Origin of the sequence: Pseudoalteromonas sp. S1608 (assembly GCF_005887265.1) — a bacterium.
GTDB classification, from domain to species: Bacteria; Pseudomonadota; Gammaproteobacteria; order Enterobacterales; family Alteromonadaceae; genus Pseudoalteromonas; species Pseudoalteromonas undina.
Genome location: NZ_PNDK01000002.1, coordinates 119231 through 144728 on the forward strand (window position 1 = coordinate 119231; position 25498 = coordinate 144728).

23 protein-coding genes are annotated in these 25498 nt (G+C 40.4%); 13 read left to right on the forward strand and 10 right to left on the reverse strand.

Features of this window, described 5'->3' with window-relative positions:
• Positions 1-9: 9 nt before the first annotated feature.
• The 3 genes from CWB75_RS00840 to CWB75_RS00850 are packed head-to-tail and all read right to left on the reverse strand — an operon-like array spanning position 10 to position 3272.
• A complete protein-coding gene (locus CWB75_RS00840; protein WP_138569627.1) occupies positions 10-1617 on the reverse strand; it encodes a carboxyl transferase domain-containing protein in 1608 nt (535 codons plus the stop codon).
• A gap of 9 nt (positions 1618-1626) precedes the next feature.
• Positions 1627-2802, reverse strand: coding sequence for an isovaleryl-CoA dehydrogenase (locus CWB75_RS00845; RefSeq protein WP_008114693.1), 1176 nt, complete (start codon positions 2800-2802; stop codon positions 1627-1629).
• A gap of 35 nt (positions 2803-2837) precedes the next feature.
• Positions 2838-3272, reverse strand: coding sequence for a MerR family transcriptional regulator (locus CWB75_RS00850; protein ID WP_008114692.1), 435 nt, complete (start codon positions 3270-3272; stop codon positions 2838-2840).
• A 329-nt stretch (positions 3273-3601) separates the two neighbouring features.
• Between CWB75_RS00850 and CWB75_RS00855 the strand changes: the two genes are divergently transcribed.
• The 10 genes from CWB75_RS00855 (at position 3602) to CWB75_RS00905 (ending at position 13790) form a co-directional block, all read left to right on the forward strand.
• Positions 3602-4783: a thiolase family protein gene (locus tag CWB75_RS00855; RefSeq protein WP_055012221.1), complete on the forward strand. Its 1182-nt coding sequence runs from the start codon at positions 3602-3604 to the stop codon at positions 4781-4783.
• A 72-nt stretch (positions 4784-4855) separates the two neighbouring features.
• A complete protein-coding gene (locus tag CWB75_RS00860; RefSeq protein WP_055012220.1) occupies positions 4856-6346 on the forward strand; it encodes a CoA-acylating methylmalonate-semialdehyde dehydrogenase in 1491 nt (496 codons plus the stop codon).
• Positions 6347-6465: 119 nt separating this feature from the next.
• Complete coding sequence (locus CWB75_RS00865) at positions 6466-7623, forward strand: acyl-CoA dehydrogenase family protein (protein ID WP_138569628.1); 1158 nt, start codon at positions 6466-6468, stop codon at positions 7621-7623.
• Positions 7624-7633: 10 nt separating this feature from the next.
• Positions 7634-8413 carry an enoyl-CoA hydratase gene (locus CWB75_RS00870; protein WP_138569629.1) on the forward strand — a complete coding sequence of 260 codons (780 nt, stop codon included), beginning with the start codon at positions 7634-7636 and terminating at the stop codon, positions 8411-8413.
• Complete coding sequence (locus CWB75_RS00875; protein WP_138569630.1) at positions 8413-9570, forward strand: enoyl-CoA hydratase/isomerase family protein; 1158 nt, start codon at positions 8413-8415, stop codon at positions 9568-9570. Before CWB75_RS00870 ends, CWB75_RS00875 begins: the two co-directional genes overlap by 1 nt.
• 4 nt (positions 9571-9574) lie before the next feature.
• The gene (gene mmsB, locus CWB75_RS00880) at positions 9575-10474 is read left to right on the forward strand and encodes a 3-hydroxyisobutyrate dehydrogenase (RefSeq protein WP_138569631.1); all 900 of its coding nucleotides are present in this window, start codon (positions 9575-9577) and stop codon (positions 10472-10474) included.
• Between the two features lie 9 nt (positions 10475-10483).
• Positions 10484-11254 (forward strand): SDR family oxidoreductase, encoded by a 771-nt coding sequence (locus CWB75_RS00885; protein ID WP_138569632.1) that lies wholly within the window; start codon positions 10484-10486, stop codon positions 11252-11254.
• Positions 11255-11592: 338 nt separating this feature from the next.
• The gene (locus tag CWB75_RS00895) at positions 11593-12237 is read left to right on the forward strand and encodes a DUF2326 domain-containing protein (protein WP_138569633.1); all 645 of its coding nucleotides are present in this window, start codon (positions 11593-11595) and stop codon (positions 12235-12237) included.
• Positions 12238-12308: 71 nt separating this feature from the next.
• Complete coding sequence (locus CWB75_RS00900) at positions 12309-12866, forward strand: GNAT family N-acetyltransferase (protein ID WP_138569634.1); 558 nt, start codon at positions 12309-12311, stop codon at positions 12864-12866.
• A 372-nt stretch (positions 12867-13238) separates the two neighbouring features.
• Positions 13239-13790, forward strand: a complete 552-nt coding sequence (locus CWB75_RS00905) for a cytochrome b (protein WP_138569635.1) — start codon at positions 13239-13241, stop codon at positions 13788-13790.
• Positions 13791-13839: 49 nt separating this feature from the next.
• Here CWB75_RS00905 and CWB75_RS00910 read toward each other — a convergent pair whose 3' ends face one another.
• From CWB75_RS00910 to CWB75_RS00920, 3 genes are all read right to left on the reverse strand, one after another.
• Entirely contained in the window at positions 13840-15387 is a 1548-nt protein-coding gene (locus CWB75_RS00910) for a methyl-accepting chemotaxis protein (RefSeq protein WP_138569636.1), read from the reverse strand.
• A 183-nt stretch (positions 15388-15570) separates the two neighbouring features.
• Complete coding sequence (locus CWB75_RS00915) at positions 15571-17088, reverse strand: leucyl aminopeptidase (protein ID WP_138569637.1); 1518 nt, start codon at positions 17086-17088, stop codon at positions 15571-15573.
• Between the two features lie 162 nt (positions 17089-17250).
• A complete protein-coding gene (locus tag CWB75_RS00920; protein ID WP_138569638.1) occupies positions 17251-19266 on the reverse strand; it encodes a TonB-dependent receptor in 2016 nt (671 codons plus the stop codon).
• Positions 19267-19478: 212 nt separating this feature from the next.
• Between CWB75_RS00920 and CWB75_RS00925 the strand changes: the two genes are divergently transcribed.
• Complete coding sequence (locus CWB75_RS00925) at positions 19479-21296, forward strand: protein kinase domain-containing protein (RefSeq protein ID WP_138569639.1); 1818 nt, start codon at positions 19479-19481, stop codon at positions 21294-21296.
• A 56-nt stretch (positions 21297-21352) separates the two neighbouring features.
• The gene (locus tag CWB75_RS00930) at positions 21353-21784 is read left to right on the forward strand and encodes a DUF3859 domain-containing protein (protein WP_138569640.1); all 432 of its coding nucleotides are present in this window, start codon (positions 21353-21355) and stop codon (positions 21782-21784) included.
• Positions 21785-21840: 56 nt separating this feature from the next.
• Here CWB75_RS00930 and CWB75_RS00935 read toward each other — a convergent pair whose 3' ends face one another.
• From CWB75_RS00935 to acuR, 3 genes are all read right to left on the reverse strand, one after another.
• The gene (locus CWB75_RS00935; RefSeq protein ID WP_008114664.1) at positions 21841-22257 is read right to left on the reverse strand and encodes a VF530 family protein; all 417 of its coding nucleotides are present in this window, start codon (positions 22255-22257) and stop codon (positions 21841-21843) included.
• 72 nt (positions 22258-22329) lie between these two features.
• A complete protein-coding gene (acuI, locus tag CWB75_RS00940; protein ID WP_138569641.1) occupies positions 22330-23322 on the reverse strand; it encodes an acrylyl-CoA reductase (NADPH) in 993 nt (330 codons plus the stop codon).
• 308 nt (positions 23323-23630) lie between these two features.
• Complete coding sequence (gene acuR, locus CWB75_RS00945; protein ID WP_138569642.1) at positions 23631-24272, reverse strand: acrylate utilization transcriptional regulator AcuR; 642 nt, start codon at positions 24270-24272, stop codon at positions 23631-23633.
• A 375-nt stretch (positions 24273-24647) separates the two neighbouring features.
• On the opposite strand from acuR, the gene rmf reads away from it, so the two are divergent.
• Positions 24648-24818 carry a ribosome modulation factor gene (gene rmf / locus CWB75_RS00950; protein ID WP_008114656.1) on the forward strand — a complete coding sequence of 57 codons (171 nt, stop codon included), beginning with the start codon at positions 24648-24650 and terminating at the stop codon, positions 24816-24818.
• Between the two features lie 63 nt (positions 24819-24881).
• Here rmf and fabA read toward each other — a convergent pair whose 3' ends face one another.
• Positions 24882-25397 (reverse strand): bifunctional 3-hydroxydecanoyl-ACP dehydratase/trans-2-decenoyl-ACP isomerase, encoded by a 516-nt coding sequence (gene fabA / locus CWB75_RS00955; protein WP_010389976.1) that lies wholly within the window; start codon positions 25395-25397, stop codon positions 24882-24884.
• Positions 25398-25498 lie beyond the last annotated feature (101 nt).

Here is a 25498-nt window from a genome sequence, read left to right on the forward strand (position 1 = left end):
AAGCTCCCATTACATTCTAAATACGCCAAATTTTGATTCACGCTCAGGAGCATTTTTAGCTGCGCTAAGTGCAAGCCCAAGAACATTGCGTGTATCAGCAGGGTCAATAATGCCATCATCCCACAAACGGGCACTGGCATAATAAGGATGACCTTGCTGTTCATATTGATCGATGATTGGCTTTTTAAAATCGTTAATTTGTTGTTCGCTCATGCTTTCGCCTTTGCGGGCTAAACCATCTTGTTTTACTTGCGCCATCACACCAGCGGCTTGCTCGCCACCCATAACTGAAATACGGGCATTCGGCCACATCCACATCATGGTCGGTTCAAACGCGCGACCACACATACCATAGTTACCTGCACCGTATGAGCCACCGATTAAAATAGTAAATTTGGGTACATCAGCACACGATACCGCCATCACCATTTTAGCGCCGTGTTTAGCAATGCCTTCAGACTCGTATTTTTTACCGACCATAAAGCCAGTGATGTTTTGTAAAAATACCAGTGGAATGTTGCGCTGAGCGCATAATTGAATAAAGTGTGCGCCTTTTTGCGCAGACTCACTAAATAAAATACCATTGTTGGCCACTATGCCTACGGGATGACCATAAATGCTGGCAAAGCCTGTTACCAGTGTTTCACCAAAGTAGCGTTTAAATTCATCAAACGATGAATCATCAACAGTACGCGCAATGACTTCACGCACATCAAAAGGCTTTTTAAGATCAGTACCGACAATGCCGTAAAGTTCGTTAATATCATAACGAGGGGCTTTTACTTCTTCTAGTAATGGTGAGGTAGGGCGCGAATAGTTAATACGTTCAATACACTGTCGAGCAATCGACAAGGCATGAGCATCATTTTCTGCGTAATGATCGGCCACACCTGATGTTTTACAGTGTACATCGGCGCCACCAAGCTCTTCTGCAGTAACTACTTCACCGGTGGCAGCTTTTACCAGCGGCGGACCAGCTAAAAAGATAGTGCCTTGCTCTTTTACAATAATACTTTCATCGGCCATAGCAGGAACATACGCACCACCTGCAGTACATAACCCCATAACCACAGCAATTTGTGGAATGCCTTTACCCGACATACGCGCTTGATTATAAAAAATACGACCAAAATGCAGTTTGTCAGGGAATACGTCGTCTTGCTCAGGTAAGTTTGCGCCACCTGAGTCAACTAAATAAATACACGGTAAATGACAACGTTCGGCGATGTCTTGAGCGCGTAAATGCTTTTTAACAGTCAGCGGGAAATAGGTGCCGCCTTTTACTGTCGCATCATTAGCAATCACCATACATTCAACGCCTTTAACGCGACCAATACCTGCAACCACACCGGCACAAGGAATATCTTGTTCATAAACGCCAAAGGCAGCAAATTGCGATATTTCTAAAAATGGCGAGCCTTCATCTAGCAAAGTGGTAATACGGTCACGGACAAACAATTTACCACGGCCTTCATGGCGCTCTTTTAAAGCAGCGCCGCCGCCTAAACGTATTGTTGCTGCTTTACTGCGTAAATCATCCACTAGCGCCGACATGTTGTTGTGATTTTGCACAAAATTTGGATCATGCGGATTAACGCTCGATTTTAAAATCGTCATAACTAATCCTTAGCGGCTTTCAGTGAATAATTCGCGACCAATTAACATACGGCGTATTTCTGAGGTGCCGGCACCAATTTCATATAATTTCGCATCACGCAGCAAGCGACCTGTTGCGTATTCATTTATATAACCATTACCGCCTAAAATTTGAATTGCGTCTAATGCCATTTTAGTTGCAAGCTCAGCGGCATATAAAATTGCGCCAGCAGCGTCTTTACGGGTGGTTTCGCCGCGATCACATGCTTTTGCTACTGTGTACACATATGAGCGAGCTGCGTTCATTTGTGTATACATATCAGCAATTTTGCCTTGTATTAACTGAAATTGACCAATAGGGCTGTCAAATTGCTTACGCTCATGGATGTAAGGCACCACAATATCCATACACGCTTGCATTATGCCAAGTGGGCCAGCCGCTAAAACAACACGCTCATAATCAAGGCCACTCATAAGTACCTTAACGCCTTCGTTTAAGTTACCTAAAATATTTTCTTCAGGTACTTCACAGTTTTCAAATACCAATTCACAGGTATTTGAGCCACGCATGCCGAGTTTGTCGAGCTTTTGTGCGGTTGAAAAACCAGGGAAAGTTTTTTCTACAATAAAGGCTGTAATCCCTTTAGCGCCGGCGTTTAAATCTGTTTTTGCATAAATTACCAACGTATCAGCGTCAGGGCCATTAGTGATCCACATTTTATTACCGTTTAAAATGTATTTATCGCCTTTTTTCTCTGCTTTAAGTTTCATAGAAACAACATCAGAGCCCGCGTTAGGCTCACTCATCGCCAGTGCACCAATGTGCTCGCCGCTAATTAGTTTAGGTAAGTATTTTTCTTTTTGTGCTTGTGAACCATTACGGTTTATTTGATTAACACACAGGTTAGAATGCGCACCGTAACTTAAACCAATAGAGGCACTTGCACGGCTAATTTCTTCCATGGCAATAACGTGCTCTAAATAGCCTAAGCCAGCACCACCAAACTCTTCATCCACGGTCATGCCAAGCACGCCCATTTCACCCATTTGCGGCCAAAGTTCATTGGGGAACGCATTATCAAGGTCAGTTTTTTCAGCTAGTGGGGCAATTTCTTGACTGGCAAAGCTGTTTACGTGACTGCGGATCATATCTGCAGTTTCGCCAAGGCCAAAGTTCATTTCTTTATATAGTGAAATAGTGCTCATGATTAATTCCTGTGTGTTGATGACGTTGTTATATTTTATTCATCTATTTTGCTAAGCGTGTCGCGACAGCGACGTTCAGCGGTGACCAGTTCCATAAGAACCACTTTAATGTCATCCATCTGTTGTGAAAGATCGGCTTTTTTCTCACTGATAAGGTCAAGCATAGTAACTAACTGTTTTGCACTTGATTTATCAGCATCATACAGTTCAAACAAACGACCTGTTTCAGCTAAGGTGAAACCTAAACGTTTACCGCGCAGTATTAGCTTAAGGCGTACCTTGTCGCGCTTTGAGTAAATACGTGTTTGACCATTGCGCTCTGGTGATATTAACCCTTGGTCTTCGTAAAAACGGATAGAGCGGGTGGTAATATCAAATTCTTTAGCCAATTCACTAATGCTAAAAGTTTGTTCGTTTTTAGCCGGCTCGTTGGCTGAATTTGCAAAGTTTGTTTGATTATCTGATTTCATTGTAATGTTTACCTCATTCGAATAACTCCAATATAAGTGAAGTTTACGTAAAGGTAAAGTGCGATCTGGTTGTTATACTTTAGACGTATAAAATAAAAGCGGAAATGCAGCAGAAGTTGAGTGTTTATAAACGTTATAAGCCAGTTAGACAGTATGTAATAAATTTTTAGCAAGCTAACTTTACAGTTTTTACACTAATTAGAAAGTTGATTTTAGATTTACGTTGGCGTAAACGTAAATTTTATGTATGCTCGTATTTATCAGATTAGTTTAAACATTAAGCTAAACATAATAAAACATGTTTGCGTTAATTGAAAATGGAGCCTTTTATGTCTTTCGAAAGCGTTGTAATTGTAGCAGCAAAACGCACCCCAATGGGTGGATTTATGGGCGCACTAAGCGATGCGCAGTCTACCGAATTAGGTGCTACGGCCATTGCAGGTGCACTTGCTCAAACGGGTTTAAGCAATGATGCAATTGATGAAGTAATTATGGGCTGCGTATTGCCAGCCGGTTTAGGCCAAGCACCTGCGCGTCAAGCAATGCTTAAAGCGGGGCTTGCACTAAGCACCGGCGCTACCACTATTAATAAAGTATGTGGCTCTGGATTAAAAGCAGCGATGTTAGCGAATGACCTTATTAAAGCAGGTTCTATTGAATCAGCAATCGCTGGTGGTATGGAAAGCATGACCAATGCACCTTACTTTATTCCTAAAGCCCGTGGCGGTATGCGTATGGGACATGGCGAAATTAAAGATCACATGATGAGTGATGGCCTAGAAGACGCCTACGACAATAAAGCAATGGGATGCTTTGCTCAAGACACAGCCGATGAATATGGTATTGGTCGTGAGCAAATGGATACGTTTGCACTGGGTTCATTAAGTAAAGCAAACGCAGCCATAGACAATGGGTGGTTTGATAGCGAAATTACTCCGCACACTATTAAAACGCGTAAAGGCGATGTCACTGTTTCAATTGATGAGCAACCTGGCAACGCACGACCTGAAAAAATTCCAAGCTTAAGAGCTGCATTTAAAAAAGACGGCACTATTACTGCCGCTAATTCATCGTCTATTTCAGATGGTGGTGCTGCGCTAATACTAATGAGCGAATCAAAAGCAAAAGCTGAGGGTTTAACACCACTTTGTAGAATTGTTGCTCATAGCACTCATTCTCAAAAACCAAGTGAATTTACCGTAGCCCCAGTGGGCGCAATGAACAGCGTTCTTGAAAAAGCTGGCTGGACAACCGCCGATGTTGATTTATGGGAAATTAATGAAGCGTTTGCCATGGTCACCATGCTGGCTATTAACGAATTAAAGCTTGATGAAAGCAAAGTAAACGTCAATGGTGGTGCGTGTGCACTAGGCCACCCAATTGGTGCTAGTGGCGCACGTATTTTAGTAACGCTTATTCATGCGCTTAAAAACCGAGGCCTCAAAAAAGGCGTTGCGTCTTTGTGTATAGGTGGCGGTGAAGCCGTTGCTATGGCAGTCGAAGCACTTTAACTGATAACAAAGCCGCAGCAACTATAACAATCACAGCGCTGCGGCAATTAAATTGACTCAATAGGATTTATTATGCACCAAGTACCCTTATTAATTAACGGCGAGTTCGTTCAGTCAACGTCAAATGAATTAATTGATGTTGTAAACCCAGCTAATCAAGAAGTGCTCGCGCAAGTGCCATGCGCTACAGACGCAGAGATGGATGCGGCGATTGCATCAGCAAGCGAAACATTTAAAACATGGAAAGATGTGCCTATTACTGAGCGTGCGCGCATTATGATGAAATACGCGGCGCTATTAAAAGAAAACCATGATGAACTAGCCACTATTATTTGTCATGAGCTAGGCAAAACGTTTGAAGATGCAAAAGGTGATGTGTGGCGTGGTATTGAGGTAGTTGAACAAGCTGCTAATGCGCCGTCGTTAATGATGGGTGAAACCATGGAAAACGTTGCGCGCAAAATCGATACGTATTCTTACATGCAACCACTGGGTGTGTGTGCAGGTATTACGCCATTTAACTTTCCGGCAATGATCCCATTGTGGATGTTCCCACTGGCAATTGTGTGTGGTAACACCTTTATTTTAAAACCGTCTGAGCAAGATCCACTTACTCCTATGCGCTTAGCTGAGCTATTTATTGAAGCTGGTGCACCAAAAGGTGTGTTACAAGTTGTGCACGGTACTAAACCACAAGTAGACCGCTTATTAGAAGACAAAGCTGTTCGTGCTATTTCATTTGTGGGTTCATGTGGTGTAGGTGCCTATATTTACTCTAAAGGCACACAAAACTTAAAACGTGTTCAAGCGTGTGTTGGCGCTAAAAACCACATGGTAATTATGCCTGATGCGAGTAAATCGCATGTTGTTAATAACCTTGTGGGTGCCTCTGTAGGTGCGGCAGGTCAGCGCTGTATGGGTATTTCTGTGGCGGTATTTGTTGGTCAAGCAAAAGACTGGGTTGATGAAATTAAAGCAGGCTTTGAAGGTGTACGCCCAGGTGTTTGGGATGATGCAGACGCGGCTTATGGCCCACAAACATCGCCTGCTGCAAAAGCACGTATTTTATCACTGATTGCCGATGGTAAAGCACAAGGCGCTACCTGTTTAATTGATGGCTCTGATTTTACCGTTGAAGGTTACGAGCAAGGTAACTGGGTAGGTCCTACGTTATTTACTGATGTAACCAAAGATATGAACTTGTACAAAGAAGAGATTTTTGGCCCAGTATTGGCGTGTATGTTTGTTGATACCCTTGAAGAAGCCATTGCGCTTATTAACGAAAGCCCTTACGGCAATGGTACTTCACTATTTACCTCAAGTGGTGCGGTTGCACGTAAATTCCAACACGAAATTGAAGTGGGTCAAGTGGGGATTAATGTGCCAATTCCTGTGCCTTTACCATTTTTCTCGTTCACGGGTTGGAAAGGCTCATTCTACGGTGATACTCACACGTATGGTAAACAAGGTATTCGTTTTTACACAGAAACTAAAACCATTACCTCACGCTGGTTTGAAGATGATATCGCTTCAGGCCCAAATATGAGTATTAATCTTAAGTAACATTTTAACCGCATAATTAATAAAAAAGAGGGGCACAACACACAGTGTTGTCGCTCCTCACTAATAACTCCCTTGATGGGATGCACCGACAACAAACAAAACACAACAAGAGGTCTACCATGGACTTTAACTTATCTGAAGATCAACAAGCTTTTGCGCAAACGGCGCGTCAATTCGCAGAATCTGAACTAGCACCACATGCCGCTAAGTGGGATCGCGAACATATTTTCCCAAAAGACACCATTAAAGCCGCTGGTGAGCTTGGTTTTTGTGGCTTATACACACCAGAAGAAGCCGGTGGCTTAGGTTTATCTCGTTTAGATTCAAGCATCATTTTTGAGCAACTTGCACTGGGTTGTACAGCAACTACAGCTATGCTGACCATTCATAATATGGCAACCTGGATGATCGCAAGCTTTGGTACCGATGCAGTAAAAGACAAATACGTTGAGCAATTGGTAATGGGCGAATTGTTAGCCTCTTACTGTTTAACTGAGCCAGGCTCTGGCTCTGATGCTGCGTCATTAAAAACTAAAGCAGTTCGTGATGGTGATGAGTATGTTATTAACGGCTCAAAAATGTTTATTTCAGGCGCCGGTGAAACAGAAATTTTAGTTGTAATGGCACGTACTGGGGAAGATGGCCCAAGTGGCATTTCAGCGTTTGTTGTACCAGCAGATGCCAAAGGTATTGAGTACGGCAAAGCAGAAGAAAAAATGGGTTGGAATGCCCAGCCAACACGCTTAATCAGTTTTGAAGATGTACGAATTCCAGCAGCAAACTTGTTAGGCGCTGAGGGCGAAGGCTTTAAGTTTGCCATGCAAGGCTTAGATGGCGGCCGTATTAATATTGCCACTTGTTCTATTGGTACTGCACAAGCGGCACTTAATACCGCACGTGAGTATTTAAAAGAGCGTACCCAATTTGGTAAACCATTGGCTGCGTTTCAAGCGCTACAATTTAAAATTGCCGATATGAATACCGAGCTTGTAGCAGCGCGCCAAATGGTACGACTCGCGGCGTTTAAACTTGATACTAACGACAGTGAAAAAACTACTTATTGTGCTATGGCTAAACGCTTTGCAACCGATGTTGGTTTTACTGTGTGTAACGATGCGCTGCAAATTCATGGTGGCTACGGTTACATAAAAGAATATCCACTTGAACGCCACGTACGCGATGTACGTGTTCATCAAATTCTAGAAGGTACTAACGAAATTATGCGCGTGATTATTGCACGTCGTATCTTAGCCGAATCAGCCAGCGAAGTTTTATAAGGAGATTAGTATGTCAAATCCTAGCATTGAATTAACTATTGAAGGCCATGTAGCTATTTTAACTATGTCGAATCCGCCAGCGAATACCTGGACGAAAGACACCTTAGTAGCGCTTAAAGACACAGTTAATCAGCTCAACACCAATAAAAATATTTATGCATTAGTACTGACTGGTGAAGGCGAAAAGTTTTTTAGCGCCGGTGCCGACCTAAATGTATTTGCCAGTGGCGACAAAGGTGTCGCTGCAGATATGTCATGTGTATTTGGTGAAGCGTTTGAAGCGCTAACTAATTTTAGAGGCGTGTCGGTTGCAGCCATTAATGGTTATGCAATGGGTGGCGGGCTTGAAGTAGCGCTTGCTTGTGATATTCGTATTGCCGAAGAGCAAGCACAAATGGCATTGCCTGAAGCAAAAGTGGGTTTATTACCCTGTGCTGGTGGAACGCAAAACTTAGCATGGCTAGTGGGTGAAGGCTGGGCAAAACGCATGATTTTATGCGGTGAACGCTTAGAAGCCGATAAAGCGCTGCAAATTGGCTTAGTGGAAGAAGTAGTTGCACAAGGTGAAAGCTTTGCTAAAGCACTAAAACTGGCAAACCAAGTGTCAGAGCAAAGCCCATCGTCGGTTGCTGCATGTAAAACGCTGATTCAAAAAGGGCGTCATCAGCCAATGGCGAATGCATTGCCATTGGAGCGAGAGCTGTTTGTTGGTTTATTTGATACCGAAGATCAGCAAGAGGGCGTGAACGCCTTTTTAGAAAAACGCAAAGCTAATTGGGTGAATGGCTAATGAGTGAATTAACCCGTTTAAATTCAGCTGATGCTGCCGTGGTATTCGAAACGGCAACCACAGACAATGGCCGACTCATTGGTTTTGCTACGCTTAACGCGCCTAAGTCATTAAACGCGTTAAATTTTGAGATGATCAGCTTACTTGAGCCACAACTACAGCAATGGGACAAAGACGATAACATTGCATTAGTGGTTCTTAAAGGCGCAGGTGAAAAAGCGTTTTGTGCCGGTGGCGATGTAGTGAGCTTACACAAATCAATGAGTGAGGGTAAACCGAGCTCACTGGTTGAAGAGTTTTTTACTCAAGAGTATCAGCTCGATTACCTAATTCATTGCTACAACAAACCCATTTTAGTGTGGGGTAACGGTATTGTAATGGGCGGCGGTTTAGGTTTAATGGCCGGTGCCAGTCATCGTGTTGTTACTGAAACATCACGCATTGCCATGCCAGAGCAAACCATTGGGCTTTACCCTGATGTAGGTGGCAGTTATTTTTTACATAAAATGCCTGCTCATGTTGGTTTGTTTTTAGGGCTGACCTCGGCATCAATAAATTGTGAAGACGCTAAGCTTGTATCGCTTGCCGATCACTTTGTAAATGCCGATAAATACCCAGAGCTTGTTGAAGCGTTACTCAATACTAAATGGGGTAAAACAGCAAGTTTAAACCACGACAAGCTAAGTAACTTGCTTATTGAGTTAGATAACAACTCTAGCCGTATGCCTAAAGGCAATTTAAAAGCCAACTTATCGCTAATTCAAAAGTTAGGCGACTTTGACACGTTACAGCAGCAGGTAGATTACATTTTAAACCTAATCACAGATGACAAATGGCTACAACGTGCACAAAAATCGTTGGCGCATGGTTGTCCATTAAGTTGTGCTTTAGTGAGTGAGCAGCTTAAACACAGCAAAGGCAAAAACTTAGCTGACTGTTTTAAAATGGAATTAGGCATGTCGGTTCGTGCTGGCGAAGTGGGCGAGTTTCAAGAGGGTGTACGTGCCTTACTAATCGATAAAGACGGTACGCCACAGTGGCAGTTTAAAACCTTAGCTAATGTGCCAAGCGAAGTAGTAGAGAGCTTTTTTGCAAATCGCTTTGGCGAGCAACATCCGCTAGAGCCGTACTTTTCACAACTAAATTTACAAGGGTAAAGCGATGAGTAAACTTAATATAGGATTTATTGGTTTAGGAAACATGGGCGGCCCAATGGCAGCAAACTTAGTTAAAGCTGGCCACAGTGTGCGCGTGTTTGACTTAAGTGCAGAGGCCGTTAAAGAGCTTGTGAATCATGGGGCTAGTGCGGCGCAAAGCGCAAGTGACTGTGCGCACGATGCTGATGTGCTAATAAGCATGCTACCGGCAAGCAAACATGTTAAATCACTTTATTTAGGCACAGACGAGCAATCGGGTTTAATTAAAGTACTGAGTAAAAGTACCTTAGTGATTGATTGTTCAACCATAGATGCACAATCGGCTCGTGATGTAGGCCATGCCCTAAGCGAGCAAGGTATTGCGTTTGTTGATGCCCCGGTATCGGGTGGTGTAGCAGGCGCAACAGCGGGTACGCTTACGTTTATTGTGGGTGGTGAGCAAACTGCATTCGATAAAGCCAATACTGTATTAGTCGATATGGGTAAAAACATATTCCATGCTGGTGATATTGGCGCAGGGCAAGTTGCTAAAATATGTAACAATATGCTATTGAGTATTTTAATGGCAGGCACCAGTGAAGCCATTCAAATGGGCATTAATAACGGCCTCGACGCAAAAGTACTCAGCGACATAATGAGCGCAAGCTCGGGTCGAAACTGGACGTTAGAACTTTATAACCCCTGCCCAGGTGTTATGGAAACCGCACCAGCTAGTAACGACTATAAACCTGGCTTTATGGTCGATTTAATGGCTAAAGACTTAGGCCTTGCTATGGAGGCGGCGCATCAGAGTAATTCACTGACGCCAATGGGCTCAATGGCTAAAAATTTATACACTATGATGCAGCACCAAGGTGCAGGCAGTGATGATTTTAGTGCCATTTTTAAATTGTTTTCGAAGTAGGAAAGTATCGTGGAAATAAAAAATAATACCGTAGTTATTACCGGCGGCGCACAAGGCTTAGGTTTTGCAATGGCGCAAAAGTTTGCCTTAATGGGCGCTAATATTGCCTTAATTGATATGGCGAAAGCCCAGTTAAATGAAGCAACCGAGCAGCTATCTGCATTAGCAGGCGTAACAGGAACTATTAAAGGCTACAGCGCTAATGTAACGGTAGAGAGCGAAGTTGAAGACGTATTTAATACCATTAACAGTGACTTTGGTCACATTGGGGTATTAATTAATAACGCCGGCATTTTACGCGATGGTATGTTTATAAAAGCCAAAGACGGCAAAGTGGTTAAAAAAATGTCGCTTGAACAATTTCAATCAGTGATTGACGTTAACTTAACAGGTGTATTTTTGGCAGGGCGCGAAGCTGCAAGCCACATGATTGAATCAGGCAAAGGCGGCGTAATTGTAAATATGTCAAGCGTAGCGCGTGCGGGTAATATTGGCCAAACTAACTATGCTGCCTCAAAAGCAGGTGTTGTGGCATTAACCACTACATGGGCTAAAGAGCTTGGCCGTTTTGGTATTCGCGTTGGGGCCATTGCCCCGGGTGTTATTAGCACCGCCATGACCGATGTAATGAAGCCAGAAGCCAAACAGCGCATGCTGGCTGTAACACCAGTAGGGCGCTTAGGTGAAACCGCTGAAATTGCTCATACTGCTCAGTATATTATCGAAAACGACTTTTTTACTGGCCGTGTAGTAGAGATAGACGGCGGCATACGTTTGTAAACATATGAGTGTTAGTTGATTAAAAAGCACAGCCCTTTGGGCTGTGCTTTTTTTTGTTTTAAATCGCAGCTTGATAATTTAATCATGATTAGAAACAGAGATTTCATAAACGATATTCAACTTAAAAAGATACTGTGTATATAGACAGTTGATGATGTTTTATCTAATAACATTATTAAAAGTCGTTTTGGTGTATTTTAACAACGATAATTTAGAACTTGCGTAATAACTTGTTTACATTGAAGTTGTTTAGTGGAATTATTGAGCAATGTAATATACGCCGTTTTGGAGTTTTATAACCCCCCAAAGTGGTGTTCAATAAGCTGTTATGTTGTTTGATGAATATTCGAGAAGCCGCACGTAGCGGCAATTTTAAAGGTATTAAATTATTTGAGTCTGCAAGGGTTGTCGGAAAGCCTTCTGGTTTAGTTGATAAAATGCTTGAACTATCATCAGAAGAGAAAGATATTCGCGATCAGCTTAGGTTTCGTGAAATAAAATCAACAATTGATGATAAAGTTGGTGAGATTGCCGGCCAGATTGTTGAAAGTTATACTAAGTCGCTTACTGTTATTGAAAATGATTTGAATAACGCCATGTCAAAATACATCAATAAATTTTATAAAGGAAATCCGGTTTCACCTAAGATTAAATTGTCTGAGACCAGATATGACTTTGATCATAATGAAGATTCAGGGACAGGTAAGGCGTATGCAAACATGGTTTCCTTGGATATGAGTTTTTTGGAGAATACGTATCTGCCAGCTTTGATTCATGATTTGATAGTGTTCTCAAATATAGAAGATCATGCAATTGAGGATATTTTTGAGGAATATTCTTCTACTGAAAAACAGGTATTTATTTCGATAGACAAGATTAATCGATTTAAAGAGAAAACCCAAAAGTTGATAAAAGACAATGAGTTCTTAGCTCTTGGCTCAGATAAGCTGGCATTTGGTAAATCGTGGAAAAATAGAACATAACAAATCAAAGCACTCGGACGCAGCAAAGCTGCGCCAGTGTTTGAGGCGTTATATTTCAAGGAGGATTCAGGTTGTCATTTCCAGTTTTAGAGACAAATCGCTTAAGGTTAGATAAATTATGCAAAGAAGACTCAAATAGCTTATTTGAGTTATTCTCTGACGATTCAGTTGTCGAATACTATGATCTGGAAGTTTTCACTGAACTATCACAAGCGAGCAACTTAATAGAGTTCTTTAACTCTCGCTTTAATGAAAACTCTGGTATTCGTTGGGCTATTCGCCTAAAAGAAACAGATAAATTTATCGGAACTTGTGGCTTTAATACTTGGAGTCCAAAAATGAAAAATGCCGTACTTGGGTATGATTTATTGCCTCAGTACTGGGGCATGGGTTTGGCCACTGAAGCAATCCATCGAATAGTTAAAGCTGCATTTTTAGGTGAACTGTCTTGCGGTAAACTTAACCGAATACAAGGGGATACTGTTCTGGGGAACTTAGCATCTGAATCACTACTTCTAAAGGTTGGTTTCAAAGAGGAAGGTGTAAGACGCCAAAGTGGTTACTGGAAAAACCAGTTTCACGACCTTAAATGCTTTGGTTTAATTCAGTCCGAGTACCGTGAAATATAACAAGCAAAAGGGGCAAATCTTGACTTTAGGCATCATAAGAGTCAATTCTTCAAGCTTTGGCTAGTATAAATCACTCGTCGTTCTCGATACTCTTTCATTTGCTGCTGTTTATTATTTTTAAAACACGTTAATTGTTTAAAACGGTAACTTAAGGTTGCCGTTTTTTTATGCCTACTATTTAAGTTTATTTTAAGCTTGCTCAGTTATTGTAACTAATACTTAAATTCCAGAACCATTAAACCATTGAACTGACTTAGTAACTCATTTTATGTTTTAGATCATTAAGCAGTGAGTGATTAAAGGTTAGCCTGTAAACATGTACTCATACGCATAAGTGAGCTTTTAACTTTAATGCGTTTATTAGGAGGTATTATGAATTTTAAAAATACAGATACTCATTACAATACACTCTCTATAGCCTTGCACTGGTTGATGTTTATTTTAATTGTCACTGTGTACGGCAGTATTGAACTTCGTGAATTATTTGAAAAGGGTACCGAAACCCGTGATGCCTTTAAAATGTGGCACTTTATGTTGGGTTTATCGGTGCTAGCTTTAGTTAGTGTGAGGTTAGTTGCGCGTATAGTGGGTGGTGCAGCACCTGTTATACAACCTGAGCCTGCAAAATGGCAAAATAAATTAGCTACATTTGTTCATATTGCGCTGTATGTGTTTATGTTTGCTATGCCTATAGCTGGTTGGTTAATTTTGAGTTTAGCAGGTAAACCCATCCCGTTTTTTGGTTTAGAGTTGCCTCCATTGGCAAGTGAAAACAAAGAGCTTGGTAAAACCATTAAAGAAATACACGAAACTGCGGGCGAAGTGGGGTATTACGTAATAGGCTTACATGCGGCGGCTGCATTATTTCATCATTACATTTTGGCTGATAATACCTTTAAACGTATGCTGTTTTCTAAAAAATAAACACATCATCTATAAAAAGGGAGACCATGTGTCTCCCTTTTTATATTAATTAATGAGTTGTACTCTTAAACCCTATTCTAAACCCGCCCCAATGTTTACCGTTTACATAAATTGGCACCGAAAGGTCATGCAGTATTTCACCGGTATCACGTTTATAGGTTTGTAATAAAAAGCTTTCGGTGTGGCTACCACAGCGAATTCCTGTCGGGTCATTAAAAATACGTTTAGTACGGTTGTTTACTAAATCTTTTTCAAAGTTACCGGTTAGGGCTTGGCTATAGCGTTTGTTATGAGTAGGAAAGTAGCCCTTAGTATCAACGGCTCCTGCAAAAATTATGTCTTTATTTTCCAGTATTGGTTCTTGAATAGCCGGCAGTGATTGATCTGTAAGTTTATCGTAATCGGTTGTGTACTTGGTTGGATTAGTATTCTCGATGGGTTTATAGTTTTGCGAAAAAAGTTGTTGCTGGGTTATTTTTCCGCTTTGGATCCAACCCTCAAAACATTCGCCAATTGCTTTACTGGCTTGTTTAGCCGATATCAGGATTGGTTTAAAGAATGCGTCATACTCTATGTTTTCAAGCTCTCTAAATATTGATTCTGATCCCAGCGATAAAGAAGACGCTTGCTGAGAAATTGTACTGCCTTTTTTAGTAACTTCGCCCAATAAACTACTGATGCTAGTGACTGAGCTATTTATTTGTGTGGTTGCATGCTGAAATGCAGAAACAGACTGATGCATACTATCAAGCGCGGTAGATGAGGCACCAATATCTTGGTTAATTGTTAAAAAGGATTGAGCCACGTTTTCAAGCTCTGATTTTACAGAAATACTTTGCTGTGAAACCTGCTTCATATCTTCATTGGTTTTTATACTGTTGGCGTTAATGTCTGTAAGCATGTCTGCAATTTGTTTGGTTGCTTCATTGGTTTTATTTGCAAGGTTACGCACTTCGTCGGCAACAACCGCAAAACCACGACCTTGCTCACCTGCACGAGCGGCCTCTATGGCTGCATTTAAAGCAAGTAGATTGGTTTGCTCTGCAATGTTTTGAATAACTTGGGTAATGCTTTGTATATCACTGGCACTTTTTAATAATAAATCTAATTGCTGGGCCACTTTATCTATAGAGCCTGATAATGAATCAATTTGGCTGGTGGCCATTTGTAAGCGGCTATCGGCAGAGCTTGAGGCTTGCGCTGTTTGTACCATTGCTTGATTAATAGTGGTCATGCTGTCACTGAGCTCAGTACTATTTTGTGAAAGCTCGTGTGTGGCACGCCCGACAGTTTCACTCTCGTTATAACAAGCGTCTATTTCTTTAGATAAGCTATCAACATAAAATGATACTTCAGCTGCGCCCATGGCGTTTTTTGAGGTGGCTTTGGTAATGTTTTGTGCAATTTTGTTATTGAACGACTGCACGGCACCTAGTGACGAATTGTTATTTGCTGATTCAGATTTTGCTGGTTTTATATAAAAAATTGCAGATAACAGCACTATAATTGCTGCAGCAATGGTGGAGAGCTGTTCAAAATAGAAAAGAAAACAAATGCTTAAATAAAAAATGCTGTAGAGCAGGTAGGTTATTTTCATTCCTTTGACCTCGTTACTAATTGTTCCTTCTATCTTTGATTATAAATCAAACAAAATCAAATAATAAACACACTTTTAAGGATTTATTAATAGTGATGTATTGAGCTCTATAAAACTGTTTTCGTACAAAAAGCGCCAAAGTAGTAAGCCTACTTTGGCGCTTTTATTAGTATTAATAAACAATTAGTTAGCTAATAACCATTCGCTTAATAAGCGAACACCAAACCCCGTTCCACCTGGTGAAAGCTCATCTTTGCCTTTTTTCACTAATGCATTACCAGCGATATCGATATGTACCCAACGGGTGTCGCCAGCAAAATGCTCTAAGAAAGTAGCGGCTGTGGTTGCACCAGGGCCACCTGAACCTACATTTGTTATATCAGCAATGTCAGACTTCAACATATCTTTATAACCTAATGGTAAGCGCCATAGGTTCTCGTTTACTTGTTTACCTGCAAGAGTAAGTTGCGATACTAGCGTGTCATCATCAGAGAATACCGCTGCGTATTCATTACCAACAGCACGAATTTTAGAACCCGTTAAGGTTGCAACATCAATCATGATCTCTGGTTTGTAGTGCTCACGTGCATACCACATTGCATCACTTAGTACTAAACGACCTTCAGCATCGGTATTTAAAATTTCTACACTTAAGCCTTCAGCGGTGCGAACAACATCGCCCGGCGCTACAGCAAATTGCGATACCATATTAGCTGCCATGCCCATAACAGCTACTACGTTTTTATCTGCTTTAGCTAACGCCATTGCTTTTACAGTACCAAGCACTGCAGCAGCACCGGCCATGTCTGATTTCATACGTGCAATAGACGCACCGGTTTTAATGCTGTAACCACCTGAGTCGAACGTAATGCCTTTACCAACAAGGGCAATAGGGGCAGCGTCAGAACCTTTATAATGAGCAACTACTAAACGTGCACCTTGCTGGCTACCTCTACCTACAGCTTCTAATGCGCCCATGCCTAGTTCTTTTAGTTCTTTAGGCTCTAACACTTTGATAGTAACCCCTAACGACGCTAATTCTTTTGCTGCATTGGCAAAATCAACCGGTGTCATTTCTGTAGCCACTTCTGAGGTTAGATCGCGTGCTAAAAATACACCTGCTTGAATACTCTCTAATTGGCTGTAAAGCTTGCGAGTTTGCTTGGTGTTATCAACATCAAACGTATAGCTAACTGTTTCAGTGCTTGGTTCTTTTTTGTAGTTTTCAAAACGGTGATCGCGTAGGTTTGCACCGTGGGCAAAATTAGCAGCAAGCGCAGCATTATCATTTGCACCCGTTACATCATCAAAAATAACACTGGCAGTGCCTACTTTAGCTTTAACTAGGCGAGCATGAATATTACCGCCTAACTTAGCCGCTTTTGCTTTATTTAATTCGTCAGCTTTACCTGTACCTACAACTAAAATACGGCTGTAGTTACTTTTACTTGGCGCGACAAGTTGCGCGACTTTTGCGTAATCGCCAGTAAAGTTTTCTATATCGATAACACGTTGTAATTGGCCATCGAATTGTTTATCAAGTGTTTTAAATTGGCTGTTGCTGCCATCTTGGCTATAAAATACAACCAGCGTGTTTGCATCGTTGTCTACTTTTGTAGAAAAGTTAAAGTCTGCTGCTTGTGCATTAATACACATACCCAGTGCAAGCGCGATTGAAGAGGCTTTTATAATACGTTTCATTTTTTAACCTAAGAATAATTTAAAGGGGTGTTTTACCTTATTTAGCCTACTGTAGTTAAGTAGGATACGGTGAAACAGCAAATAACAACGATATAGTTACTTTTTTCTGTTATTTTCGCTCTATAAATCATTTTCATTCGTTTTTATTGTCAGAGGCGGAATTTAAAATAATAAGCTAAAACTTAATCGGGCAGTTCTTGGCTCTATAGGGTGAAAGTGATTATCTTCAATGCCATCAATGGGCTCATTAGGTAAGCGCGATGAATAATAATAATCAATATCGTGGTCTCTGCTGTTAAATAAATTCAGTAACTCAAACTCTACTTGCCAATGAGTTTGCTGATAACTTATAGAGCTATTAACTACGGTTAATGGCTCCGAGCGTTTTTCTCCGTCGCTTGTTAATGTGCGTTTACCTATATGGCGAATACGTAACGATGACTGCCATTGTTCTGTTAAATGCCAATTTAAGCCAGCGCTTGCGACAACGGGTACTGCACCTTCTATATAGTTTTTGACATTATTTATGCTTAAACGAGAGTGGGTAAATGATGCTTCAGCATCAAGACTAAAACTATTATTAACCCAATAATAGGCGCTCATTTCTATACCATAGCGCTCAGAGGCATCACTAGGCTCTGTATTACCTGCATCGCCAACAAATAGAAGTTCTGAGTCGAGGTTTAACCACCATAATGCAGCCGATAAGTTAAATGTTTTTGGTTCAGCAAACCTTAAACCAATTTCAGCGCCTTCACTTTTTACCAGTAAATCTACTTGCTCTGATTTATCTAATGTAACAGGGTCTACATTAATTGTTGCTCCACGAGCATCATTTGAATGAAATGACTGACCCCAATTAGCATAGGCGGCTACTAAATCGGTAAATTGGTAGTTTAAACTAGCTTTTAAACTCACTAAATCATCGTTTTGACTACCCGAATTAGCTGAAATATTGCTATTAACATCAACGTTATAGTAGTCGTATCGAATACCTAAGCTTGCTTCTAGATTGGTACTTAAAAAAAGCTTTGATCCCCAATGGGCTGAGTAACTAGTTTGATTTAAATCGTCTTGTCTTACTGTAGATAATCGCTTTCTTTTTTTTGTGTTATATAAGCCAACGTTATCAATGTTGGTATGATGAAGTGCTAACCCTGCCGTATGTTGCATGTTAATAGCTAGCATTTTGGTATCAAACTGATAATTAAATTCGCCACCATATACTTTACGACTGTCTTTTTGGTTAAATTGATCGCCATTAACAGGATCATTTAAAAAATAGCTAAAATTTGAGTATAAATCTAAGTCATAACTTATTGCGTATGCATTTACCTTTAGGTTTTCACCTTGCCAAACGGTCGATAAACTATAGCGGCTAGAATTTCCACCTAATGACGTATCTAAAGAGCCAAGCTGAGAAATTAACCCTTGAGAAACTGCGCGCTTAGGGATTTGGTCAGCTGAATTCCAGCTGTTGTCATAGGCCATAGCACTGAGGGTAAAATCGCCATTAAATGCTTTGCCAACATATCGAAGGAGTGCGTTTTTTTTATTAACAGCTTCATTAATATCATCCCATGGACCGGAGTATCCTTGCCACTCAGCTGCGGCCATTAGTTTACCTTTTGTAACATCAGTTGAAGCGAGTACTGTGGCTCGCTTGTAGTTATCTTCTCCAATACTAAGACTTACTTGTTGATGAGTTAGTGTATCTATAAGATTAAAATTTGCGCTCCCAGCTGATGAAAAGTCTCCTTGGGTAGCGCTATAAGATCCTTTCTGATAATTAATGCTTGATATAGATTCTGGAATAATAAAATTTAAATCGGTATAGCCTTGACCGTGCCCATGGCTAGGTAAATTTATTGGCATACCATCAATATTAGTGGCGAAATCTGTTCCGTGATCTAAATTAAAGCCCCTTATAAAGTATTGATTCGCTTTTCCTGAGCCACTATGTTGAGTTACTGCCATACCTGGGATCAGTTCCAACAATTCTGCACTTCTTAACATAGGACGTTGTTGAATCTCGCCTTGCCCAATAATACCGCTTGAGGCACTAATAGACTCGCCAATTAGGCTATCTCTGTGTCCGTAAACGGTTAATTTCTCTATGCTTGCTTGTGCATAACTAAACGGTAAAATTCCTAATGTTATAAATGCTAGTTTCTTCACGCTTAAAGTCCTTTAAATCATTATTCTTTAATTAGATGTCATTAAGCAACGGCCAGAACAGGATATTGGATGCAATATTTTTTATTATTTATGTTTTTATCAATCATATTTATAACTGCAGATAAAAACAAAGCTATAAGCTATTGTAATCTCTTTATATAAAACTAATAATCGAAGGGCGTTTTCACACCTTATTATTTTGAGTACATGCATTGAAAGCAAAAGAAATTCGCAACTTTTATATTAACGAAGAACAGTCTGTTTATTTGTTATCGCACCGTGATGCCAAAAAGCATCGCCAATGGCTTAACATTTGTATTAAACAGCTAACACTACTTGGCTATAAAAATGTTGAAATGATTGGCTCTGGTGCGTTTGGCTTTGTTTTTGCGGGTGATGATGAACATGGCCTGCCGTGGGTGTTTAAATTTTCAAGAATAACGCTGGCACAAAGTGTCCGAGATCGCCTTGAAGACGAAGCGTATATGCTGTCTCAAATTGATAATCCGCTAATACCAAAATTTTATGGTTTTGAGCGAATTAAAAAACAGGGCATTTTGATGATGGCTCGTGCAATAGGTGAAGATCTTGAAAAAGTATCGCTAAAGCAAGGGCGACTATCTGCTGCAAAAATAATGAACTTAGCGGTAAAATTGAGAAATGTATTGCTTGATTTACGCCATCATAAAAACGGATTGAGCCCACAACCTATTGTGCATGGCGATATTAAACCCTCTAACTTGGTGTGGGATGAAAAAGCCAAGCAGCTTTCATTGGTTGATTGGGGTAGTTCGGTATATGCCCAAGTAGATGAACAAGGCAACCCTATTGCCAGTAATTTTATGGATTTAATGTCGGGTGATTTAAGCACCACTAACGCGCGAATGGGTGATGTGTATTTTATTGGTGATGCACAAATGTCTGGTGAAAAGTCATCCCCTCGTTTTGATGAGCAAGGGGTTGCATCAACTTTGTATGCACTTGCATCGGCTCAGTCTTGTCGATTTGGCGCTCAGGCTATTCCGGCCAGTAGTTTAATGCTTCCTAAAGAGCTGGCGAATGTAATTGACGGCATGCTTTCAAAAGAGCGTAGTGTAAGGGATAAAGCCGGCGACTATTTTATGCGTAACATAGAAACTATGGCAAAAGCATTTTTACCAGAGCTACCAAAGGAAGACACTAAAGCACGCATTCCTTTTTGGTTTAGCCAAGATCCTGAGCCCGAAACCGTTGTATATAGTTCCCGAAAACAGTTTTTACGCCAAGCCGACCATAAACAGCAATTACTCGATGTAAACGATGCTCAGTTAGATAGGTATTACAAAGAATTTTTGTTTGATACTGGGGATACCGAAAAAGCGTTTTTAGCGTCAATTAGTCGCTTAGCGAAATACCCAGTAGTAGGGGGGCTGAGTTTTCATTGGAAAGATGATTCTTTGTATGTTGAGTCATCACTTATTATGCACGATGAAGCTTTAGCCACCGCGTTTACTGATGCGGTAAATAATACTGTAATGCTGGCACAAGCGATTAGTCAAAAAGGCTTATTTAAGTGTTGTTTATTTGATGCCCGTAAAACGATTCAGCTAGAACGCGATGGCACCGGTGCGTTTAAATTTAACCAGTTACCTGAGCTTGACTATGAAGTGGTTAATGTAAAAGCCAGCGATGTAACCCGTCCGCACTCATATTTTGAAGATGGTAAAGATCCCGATGAACAACTGCAACTGCCTAAAAAGGTGATTAAATGTGTATTTGAGCTAAACCAGATACATCATACGGGTTGTATTATTTTTGAAGCACTACCAGATAGGATGAAGATTCACCATTACTATCGATTACTCGATGCTAGTAAAGAAGTTGAATTTAAACGTTTGCTAAATAAACTCATGCAGTACGCGGTTAATATAACTGATGTTGGGGTCGCTGGTTTTATGAAGTTGCCGTATAAAAATACTCGCGAGTTTAGTTTATGCGAGCAGCAACCCAGCAATTATTATCCTAAAAATCCAAAACAACTACTTAATTAATAAGTCACTCGCTGAGGCTGGTGGCCTAACAATAGAAAGAAAAAATAGAAAGTTAAATGGCAAAATCTAAACCACAAATTACATTAGAAAGTTACGGTATATATTCCAAATGGGACAAAGCTGACAAAGCGTTACCACAAATCACGCAATTCACTACGCAAGTAAAAGCAGAACTTGATATAGAATTTGGCCTGATAGTAAATATCAAAAAAGCGAAAGGCGAAAAACTACATTATTGTATTTATCATCCCGGTATTATAGATGCCGATGGCGAAGTGATGCAGCCTTTTGAGGGGAATGTATATGTTAAAGATAACGATTGGTCGTTTTATTTAGGAGATACAGTATGGGAGCCTATAGAAGATAAAATAGGTAACTGGCGTATGACCTTATCATTAGCAGGAAAAGTCATTGCGGATAAAACATTTAATCTAACTAATGAACAGACCAAAACAGAAGATGATTTTTGGAAACACCGAGGCTATTAATTTCCTCAATAAACAAAAAAAGCTAACAATAAAGTTAGCTCTTTTATGAAATTAGCTTAGTTACCCCAAGGGTTACTTGAATTTGAACGTTGTTTACGAGTACGGGCACGTTGCTTGGCTGCTTTTTTCTCTTGAATACGCTTAGCATCAGAAAAGCTTAACTCGCATGGTTCACCTGGTTTATCGCCTTCAGGGATAATACGGTCTCGTGGAGGCAGTTCGTATTGTACGTCATCTGGGCGTGGTAAGTTTTTTAGGCGGTACAAATAGAAATTATCTACTTTTTGTTGTGCCCACTCGGTTTTACGTAAAAATTTAACTGCTGACTTAATGTCAGGATTATTTTTAAAGCAGTTGAGTTGTAAGTAGGCATGCAGGAGTTCCCACCCATATTGCTCAACCAGTTCTTCAACCACTTGCTCTAATTTAACGCCTTGCAGTGGGTTATTACTGAAAAGTTCTTGGTTGCTCATAGGTGTTCTCTCGTTATTAAAAATACGGCTAGTATTATAAATTTAATAACGAGAGTTTAATAGCAAAAATGCTTAACTTTGACAATTAACCACAACACGACCATGAATTTGGCCCTGCATGAGCTGTTCAGCATTTTCAATAACCTGATCAAGTGTGATTTCGGTCGAAATTTTATCTAAGTAATCGCTACTAACTAGGGATGCTAAACGATCCCATGCTTCAACACGGTCCGCTTTAGGGCGCATTACGCTATCAATACCCATCAAAGAAATACCACGTAAAATAAATGGCGCAACAGACGCTGGCAAATCCATACCTTGTGCAAGCCCACAAGCTGTTACTACGCCACCGTATTTAAGTGAGGCACAAATATTAGCAAGTGTGTGGCTACCTACAGAATCAATGGCAGCAGCAAAGCATTCTTTTTGCAGTGGTTTACCTGGGTTTGAAAACTCGTTCCTATCAATTACATTAGTTGCACCTAATGATTTTAAATAGTCAGCTTGTTCCATGCGACCTGTTACTGCGGTTACTTGATAACCTAGCTGGCTTAGTAAATAAATAGCAAAACTGCCTACGCCACCATTGGCACCGGTGACTAACACTTCACCTGAGTCAGGGGTGATCCCTTGTTTTTCAAGGGCAATCACGCTCAACATTGCTGTGTAACCGGCAGTACCAATTTGCATAGCTTGTTTAGCTGATAAGTTGGCGGGTAGGGGAATTAACCAATCGCTGCTAAGAGCCGCTTTTTGGGCTAGGCCACCCCAATGTTTTTCGCCAACACCAAAGCCATTTAAAATCACCTTATCGCCAGCTTTAAATTCTTCACTGTCGCTGTTAGTAACTGTACCCACTAAATCAATGCCAGGTACCATAGGAAAGCTGCGAACTACAGGACCTTTGCCAGTAATGGCTAAGCCATCTTTGTAATTTAGGGTACTGTACAGTACGTCAATTAATACATTTTCGTTTGGTAAATCATCACTGTTTATGCTGCTTAAATTGGCACTGTAGTTGTCGTCTTGCTTATCTATAACAATAGCTTTAATAGGATTGCTCATTAGATTTCCTTTTAGACCGATCGTCTTTAAATTAATAGTAAAAAATGCATCAACAGGGTCTGATGACCTTTGTAGATTAAAATTTGTTCAAGTTAGGGGCGATTTAATTGCGGCGCGAGATTTGTAACCTAGTGGGCTAAGTAAAAACCGAGCAACAAAGAGTAAATCGCCCCTAGGCAGAACCCAAAGGGCAGCGCCTGTTTGGCATTAATGCTGCGTTATCGCCTATTTATGGGGAATAACCACACCACATAGGCTCTGCCTTGCCTAAATACCAAACAGACTGCTGCAAATTTAACCTTGAAAGATCAACATACCCTAATTAATGTGCGTAAAAACATTTCTGTGTATAAAGTCAGTGGCTTGCTTGATTGTGTTAGTTTAGCTCGCATTACAGCGCCTTCCCAACCAATCCAAAAATATTCACTCATTTGCGTGGTATCAATATCAGTTTTAATAGTGTGTTGCTGTTGAGCCAAGTCTAAACACTGTGTTAACTGTGCTTGCCAAGCATGGTAACTCTGCATTAGGCGTATTTTAAACTCGTCACTTAAATGATTGAGTTCTTGGTTTAAATTGCCTACTAAACAACCGCGTTTGTAATCATACTTTTGCATCCCAGCTATAGCACTTTGGGTAAAGTTAACAATGCGTTCTAGGGGCGGTACTTCAGGTTGCTCTAAATAAAACTTAAGTTTAGCTATAAAAAACGTGTCATACGCATCAACCAAAGCTAAGCCAAATGCTTCTTTACTTTTAAAGTAATGATAAAACGAGCCCTTAGGGACTTTGGCTTTTTTTAATATGGTGTCGAGCCCTGTGGCACTAAAACCAAACTCAGTGAGGGTTTCTAATCCCACACGAAGGAGCAACGCTTTAGTATCTGCGTTGTCTCTGGCTATTTTTGGTGGGCGGCCACGCCTATTTGTAACTGATGATATTTTATTCATAACTTATATTAGACCGATCGGTTTTAAATAATCAAGTGTTTATTTGCAATCTTTTTAAAACAACGAAATCTGTTCATTTTTCGATTACAAATTAATGAGGAACTTTAGCTTATAGTGCCAGTCACAAATATGACACTTATGTGTTTTTGAGCCGATATGTCGGAACATTTTAATAAAGTTATATAGGTTAAAGTTGACTAGGTGTGAGCAATAAATTTATTTTTTAATTAATTTATCATTGCATCAGCAGCTTAGTTAAAGTCAAACAAATTAATTGTATTTTGTGTTTGAATTAAACATTTTTGTTGGCTATTTATTAAATGTAGATGAACTTTATGCTACAAAAATATAAATATAAAGGTGAGGATTTTACCGATGAAGAGACAGAAAAGAGATCGTTTAGAAAGAGCTCATTCTCAAGGTTTTAAAGCAGGTTTAGCTGGTCGCTCAAAAGAGCACTGCCCTTATCAACAAGTTGATCCTAAGTCTGAGTGGCTTGGTGGTTGGCGCGAGGCAATAGAAAATCGCAATATGTATAAAACATAAACTCATAACGAATTAAAGCAAAAAGGCCTCCAAATGGAGGCCTTTTTGTTGCGTGTTTTAAACTTAAAACGCGCTGGTATCTTGGAACAAGCCTACCTTTAAATCTTTTGCTTCGTAGATCACGCGACCATCTACTTCTACGGTTCCATCAGCCATACCCATAAACAATTTACGCTTAATAACGCGTTTCATGTCTAAACGGTAGGTTACTTTTTTAGCTGTTGGCAATATTTGACCGGTAAATTTAACTTCACCTACACCGAGTGCACGACCAAGACCAGGACCACCAGACCAACCTAAGAAAAAGCCCACAAGTTGCCACATAGCATCTAAGCCTAAACAACCAGGCATTACTGGGTCGCCTTTAAAATGACAGTCGAAAAACCAAAGGCTAGGATCGATATCTAGCTCTGCAACTATTTGACCTTTACCATGTTCACCACCGTCATCGGTAATTGAAATGATACGATCCATCATTAACATGTTGTCACTTGGCAAACGACAATTTCCTTCACCAAACATTTCACCTTGACCACAAAGGATCAAATCTTCTTTTGTATAGCTATTTTTAGGTTCCATAACACTTTATCTTTGCTTAGAAATTGCCCCGTACTTTAGCGTACACTTGTACGCTAAACAACTCGGAGCAGTTAAAAAATGGTTTAATTATAAGCAATCAG

What these genes read in the sequence shown, in the direction of transcription:
- CWB75_RS00930 (WP_138569640.1), top strand. Translation starts at nt 21,353, where the DNA reads ATGGCAAAATCTAAACCACAAATTACATTAGAAAGTTACGGTATATAT.
- CWB75_RS00845 (WP_008114693.1), bottom strand. Translation starts at nt 2,802, where the DNA reads ATGAGCACTATTTCACTATATAAAGAAATGAACTTTGGCCTTGGCGAA.
- CWB75_RS00915 (WP_138569637.1), bottom strand. Translation starts at nt 17,088, where the DNA reads ATGAAACGTATTATAAAAGCCTCTTCAATCGCGCTTGCACTGGGTATG.
- CWB75_RS00865 (WP_138569628.1), top strand. Translation starts at nt 6,466, where the DNA reads ATGGACTTTAACTTATCTGAAGATCAACAAGCTTTTGCGCAAACGGCG.
- rmf (WP_008114656.1), top strand. Translation starts at nt 24,648, where the DNA reads ATGAAGAGACAGAAAAGAGATCGTTTAGAAAGAGCTCATTCTCAAGGT.
- CWB75_RS00870 (WP_138569629.1), top strand. Translation starts at nt 7,634, where the DNA reads ATGTCAAATCCTAGCATTGAATTAACTATTGAAGGCCATGTAGCTATT.
- acuI (WP_138569641.1), bottom strand. Translation starts at nt 23,322, where the DNA reads ATGAGCAATCCTATTAAAGCTATTGTTATAGATAAGCAAGACGACAAC.
- CWB75_RS00875 (WP_138569630.1), top strand. Translation starts at nt 8,413, where the DNA reads ATGAGTGAATTAACCCGTTTAAATTCAGCTGATGCTGCCGTGGTATTC.
- CWB75_RS00840 (WP_138569627.1), bottom strand. Translation starts at nt 1,617, where the DNA reads ATGACGATTTTAAAATCGAGCGTTAATCCGCATGATCCAAATTTTGTG.
- CWB75_RS00860 (WP_055012220.1), top strand. Translation starts at nt 4,856, where the DNA reads ATGCACCAAGTACCCTTATTAATTAACGGCGAGTTCGTTCAGTCAACG.
- mmsB (WP_138569631.1), top strand. Translation starts at nt 9,575, where the DNA reads ATGAGTAAACTTAATATAGGATTTATTGGTTTAGGAAACATGGGCGGC.
- CWB75_RS00935 (WP_008114664.1), bottom strand. Translation starts at nt 22,257, where the DNA reads ATGAGCAACCAAGAACTTTTCAGTAATAACCCACTGCAAGGCGTTAAA.
- CWB75_RS00895 (WP_138569633.1), top strand. Translation starts at nt 11,593, where the DNA reads ATGAATATTCGAGAAGCCGCACGTAGCGGCAATTTTAAAGGTATTAAA.
- fabA (WP_010389976.1), bottom strand. Translation starts at nt 25,397, where the DNA reads ATGGAACCTAAAAATAGCTATACAAAAGAAGATTTGATCCTTTGTGGT.
- acuR (WP_138569642.1), bottom strand. Translation starts at nt 24,272, where the DNA reads ATGAATAAAATATCATCAGTTACAAATAGGCGTGGCCGCCCACCAAAA.
- CWB75_RS00910 (WP_138569636.1), bottom strand. Translation starts at nt 15,387, where the DNA reads ATGAAAATAACCTACCTGCTCTACAGCATTTTTTATTTAAGCATTTGT.
- CWB75_RS00855 (WP_055012221.1), top strand. Translation starts at nt 3,602, where the DNA reads ATGTCTTTCGAAAGCGTTGTAATTGTAGCAGCAAAACGCACCCCAATG.
- CWB75_RS00850 (WP_008114692.1), bottom strand. Translation starts at nt 3,272, where the DNA reads ATGAAATCAGATAATCAAACAAACTTTGCAAATTCAGCCAACGAGCCG.
- CWB75_RS00905 (WP_138569635.1), top strand. Translation starts at nt 13,239, where the DNA reads ATGAATTTTAAAAATACAGATACTCATTACAATACACTCTCTATAGCC.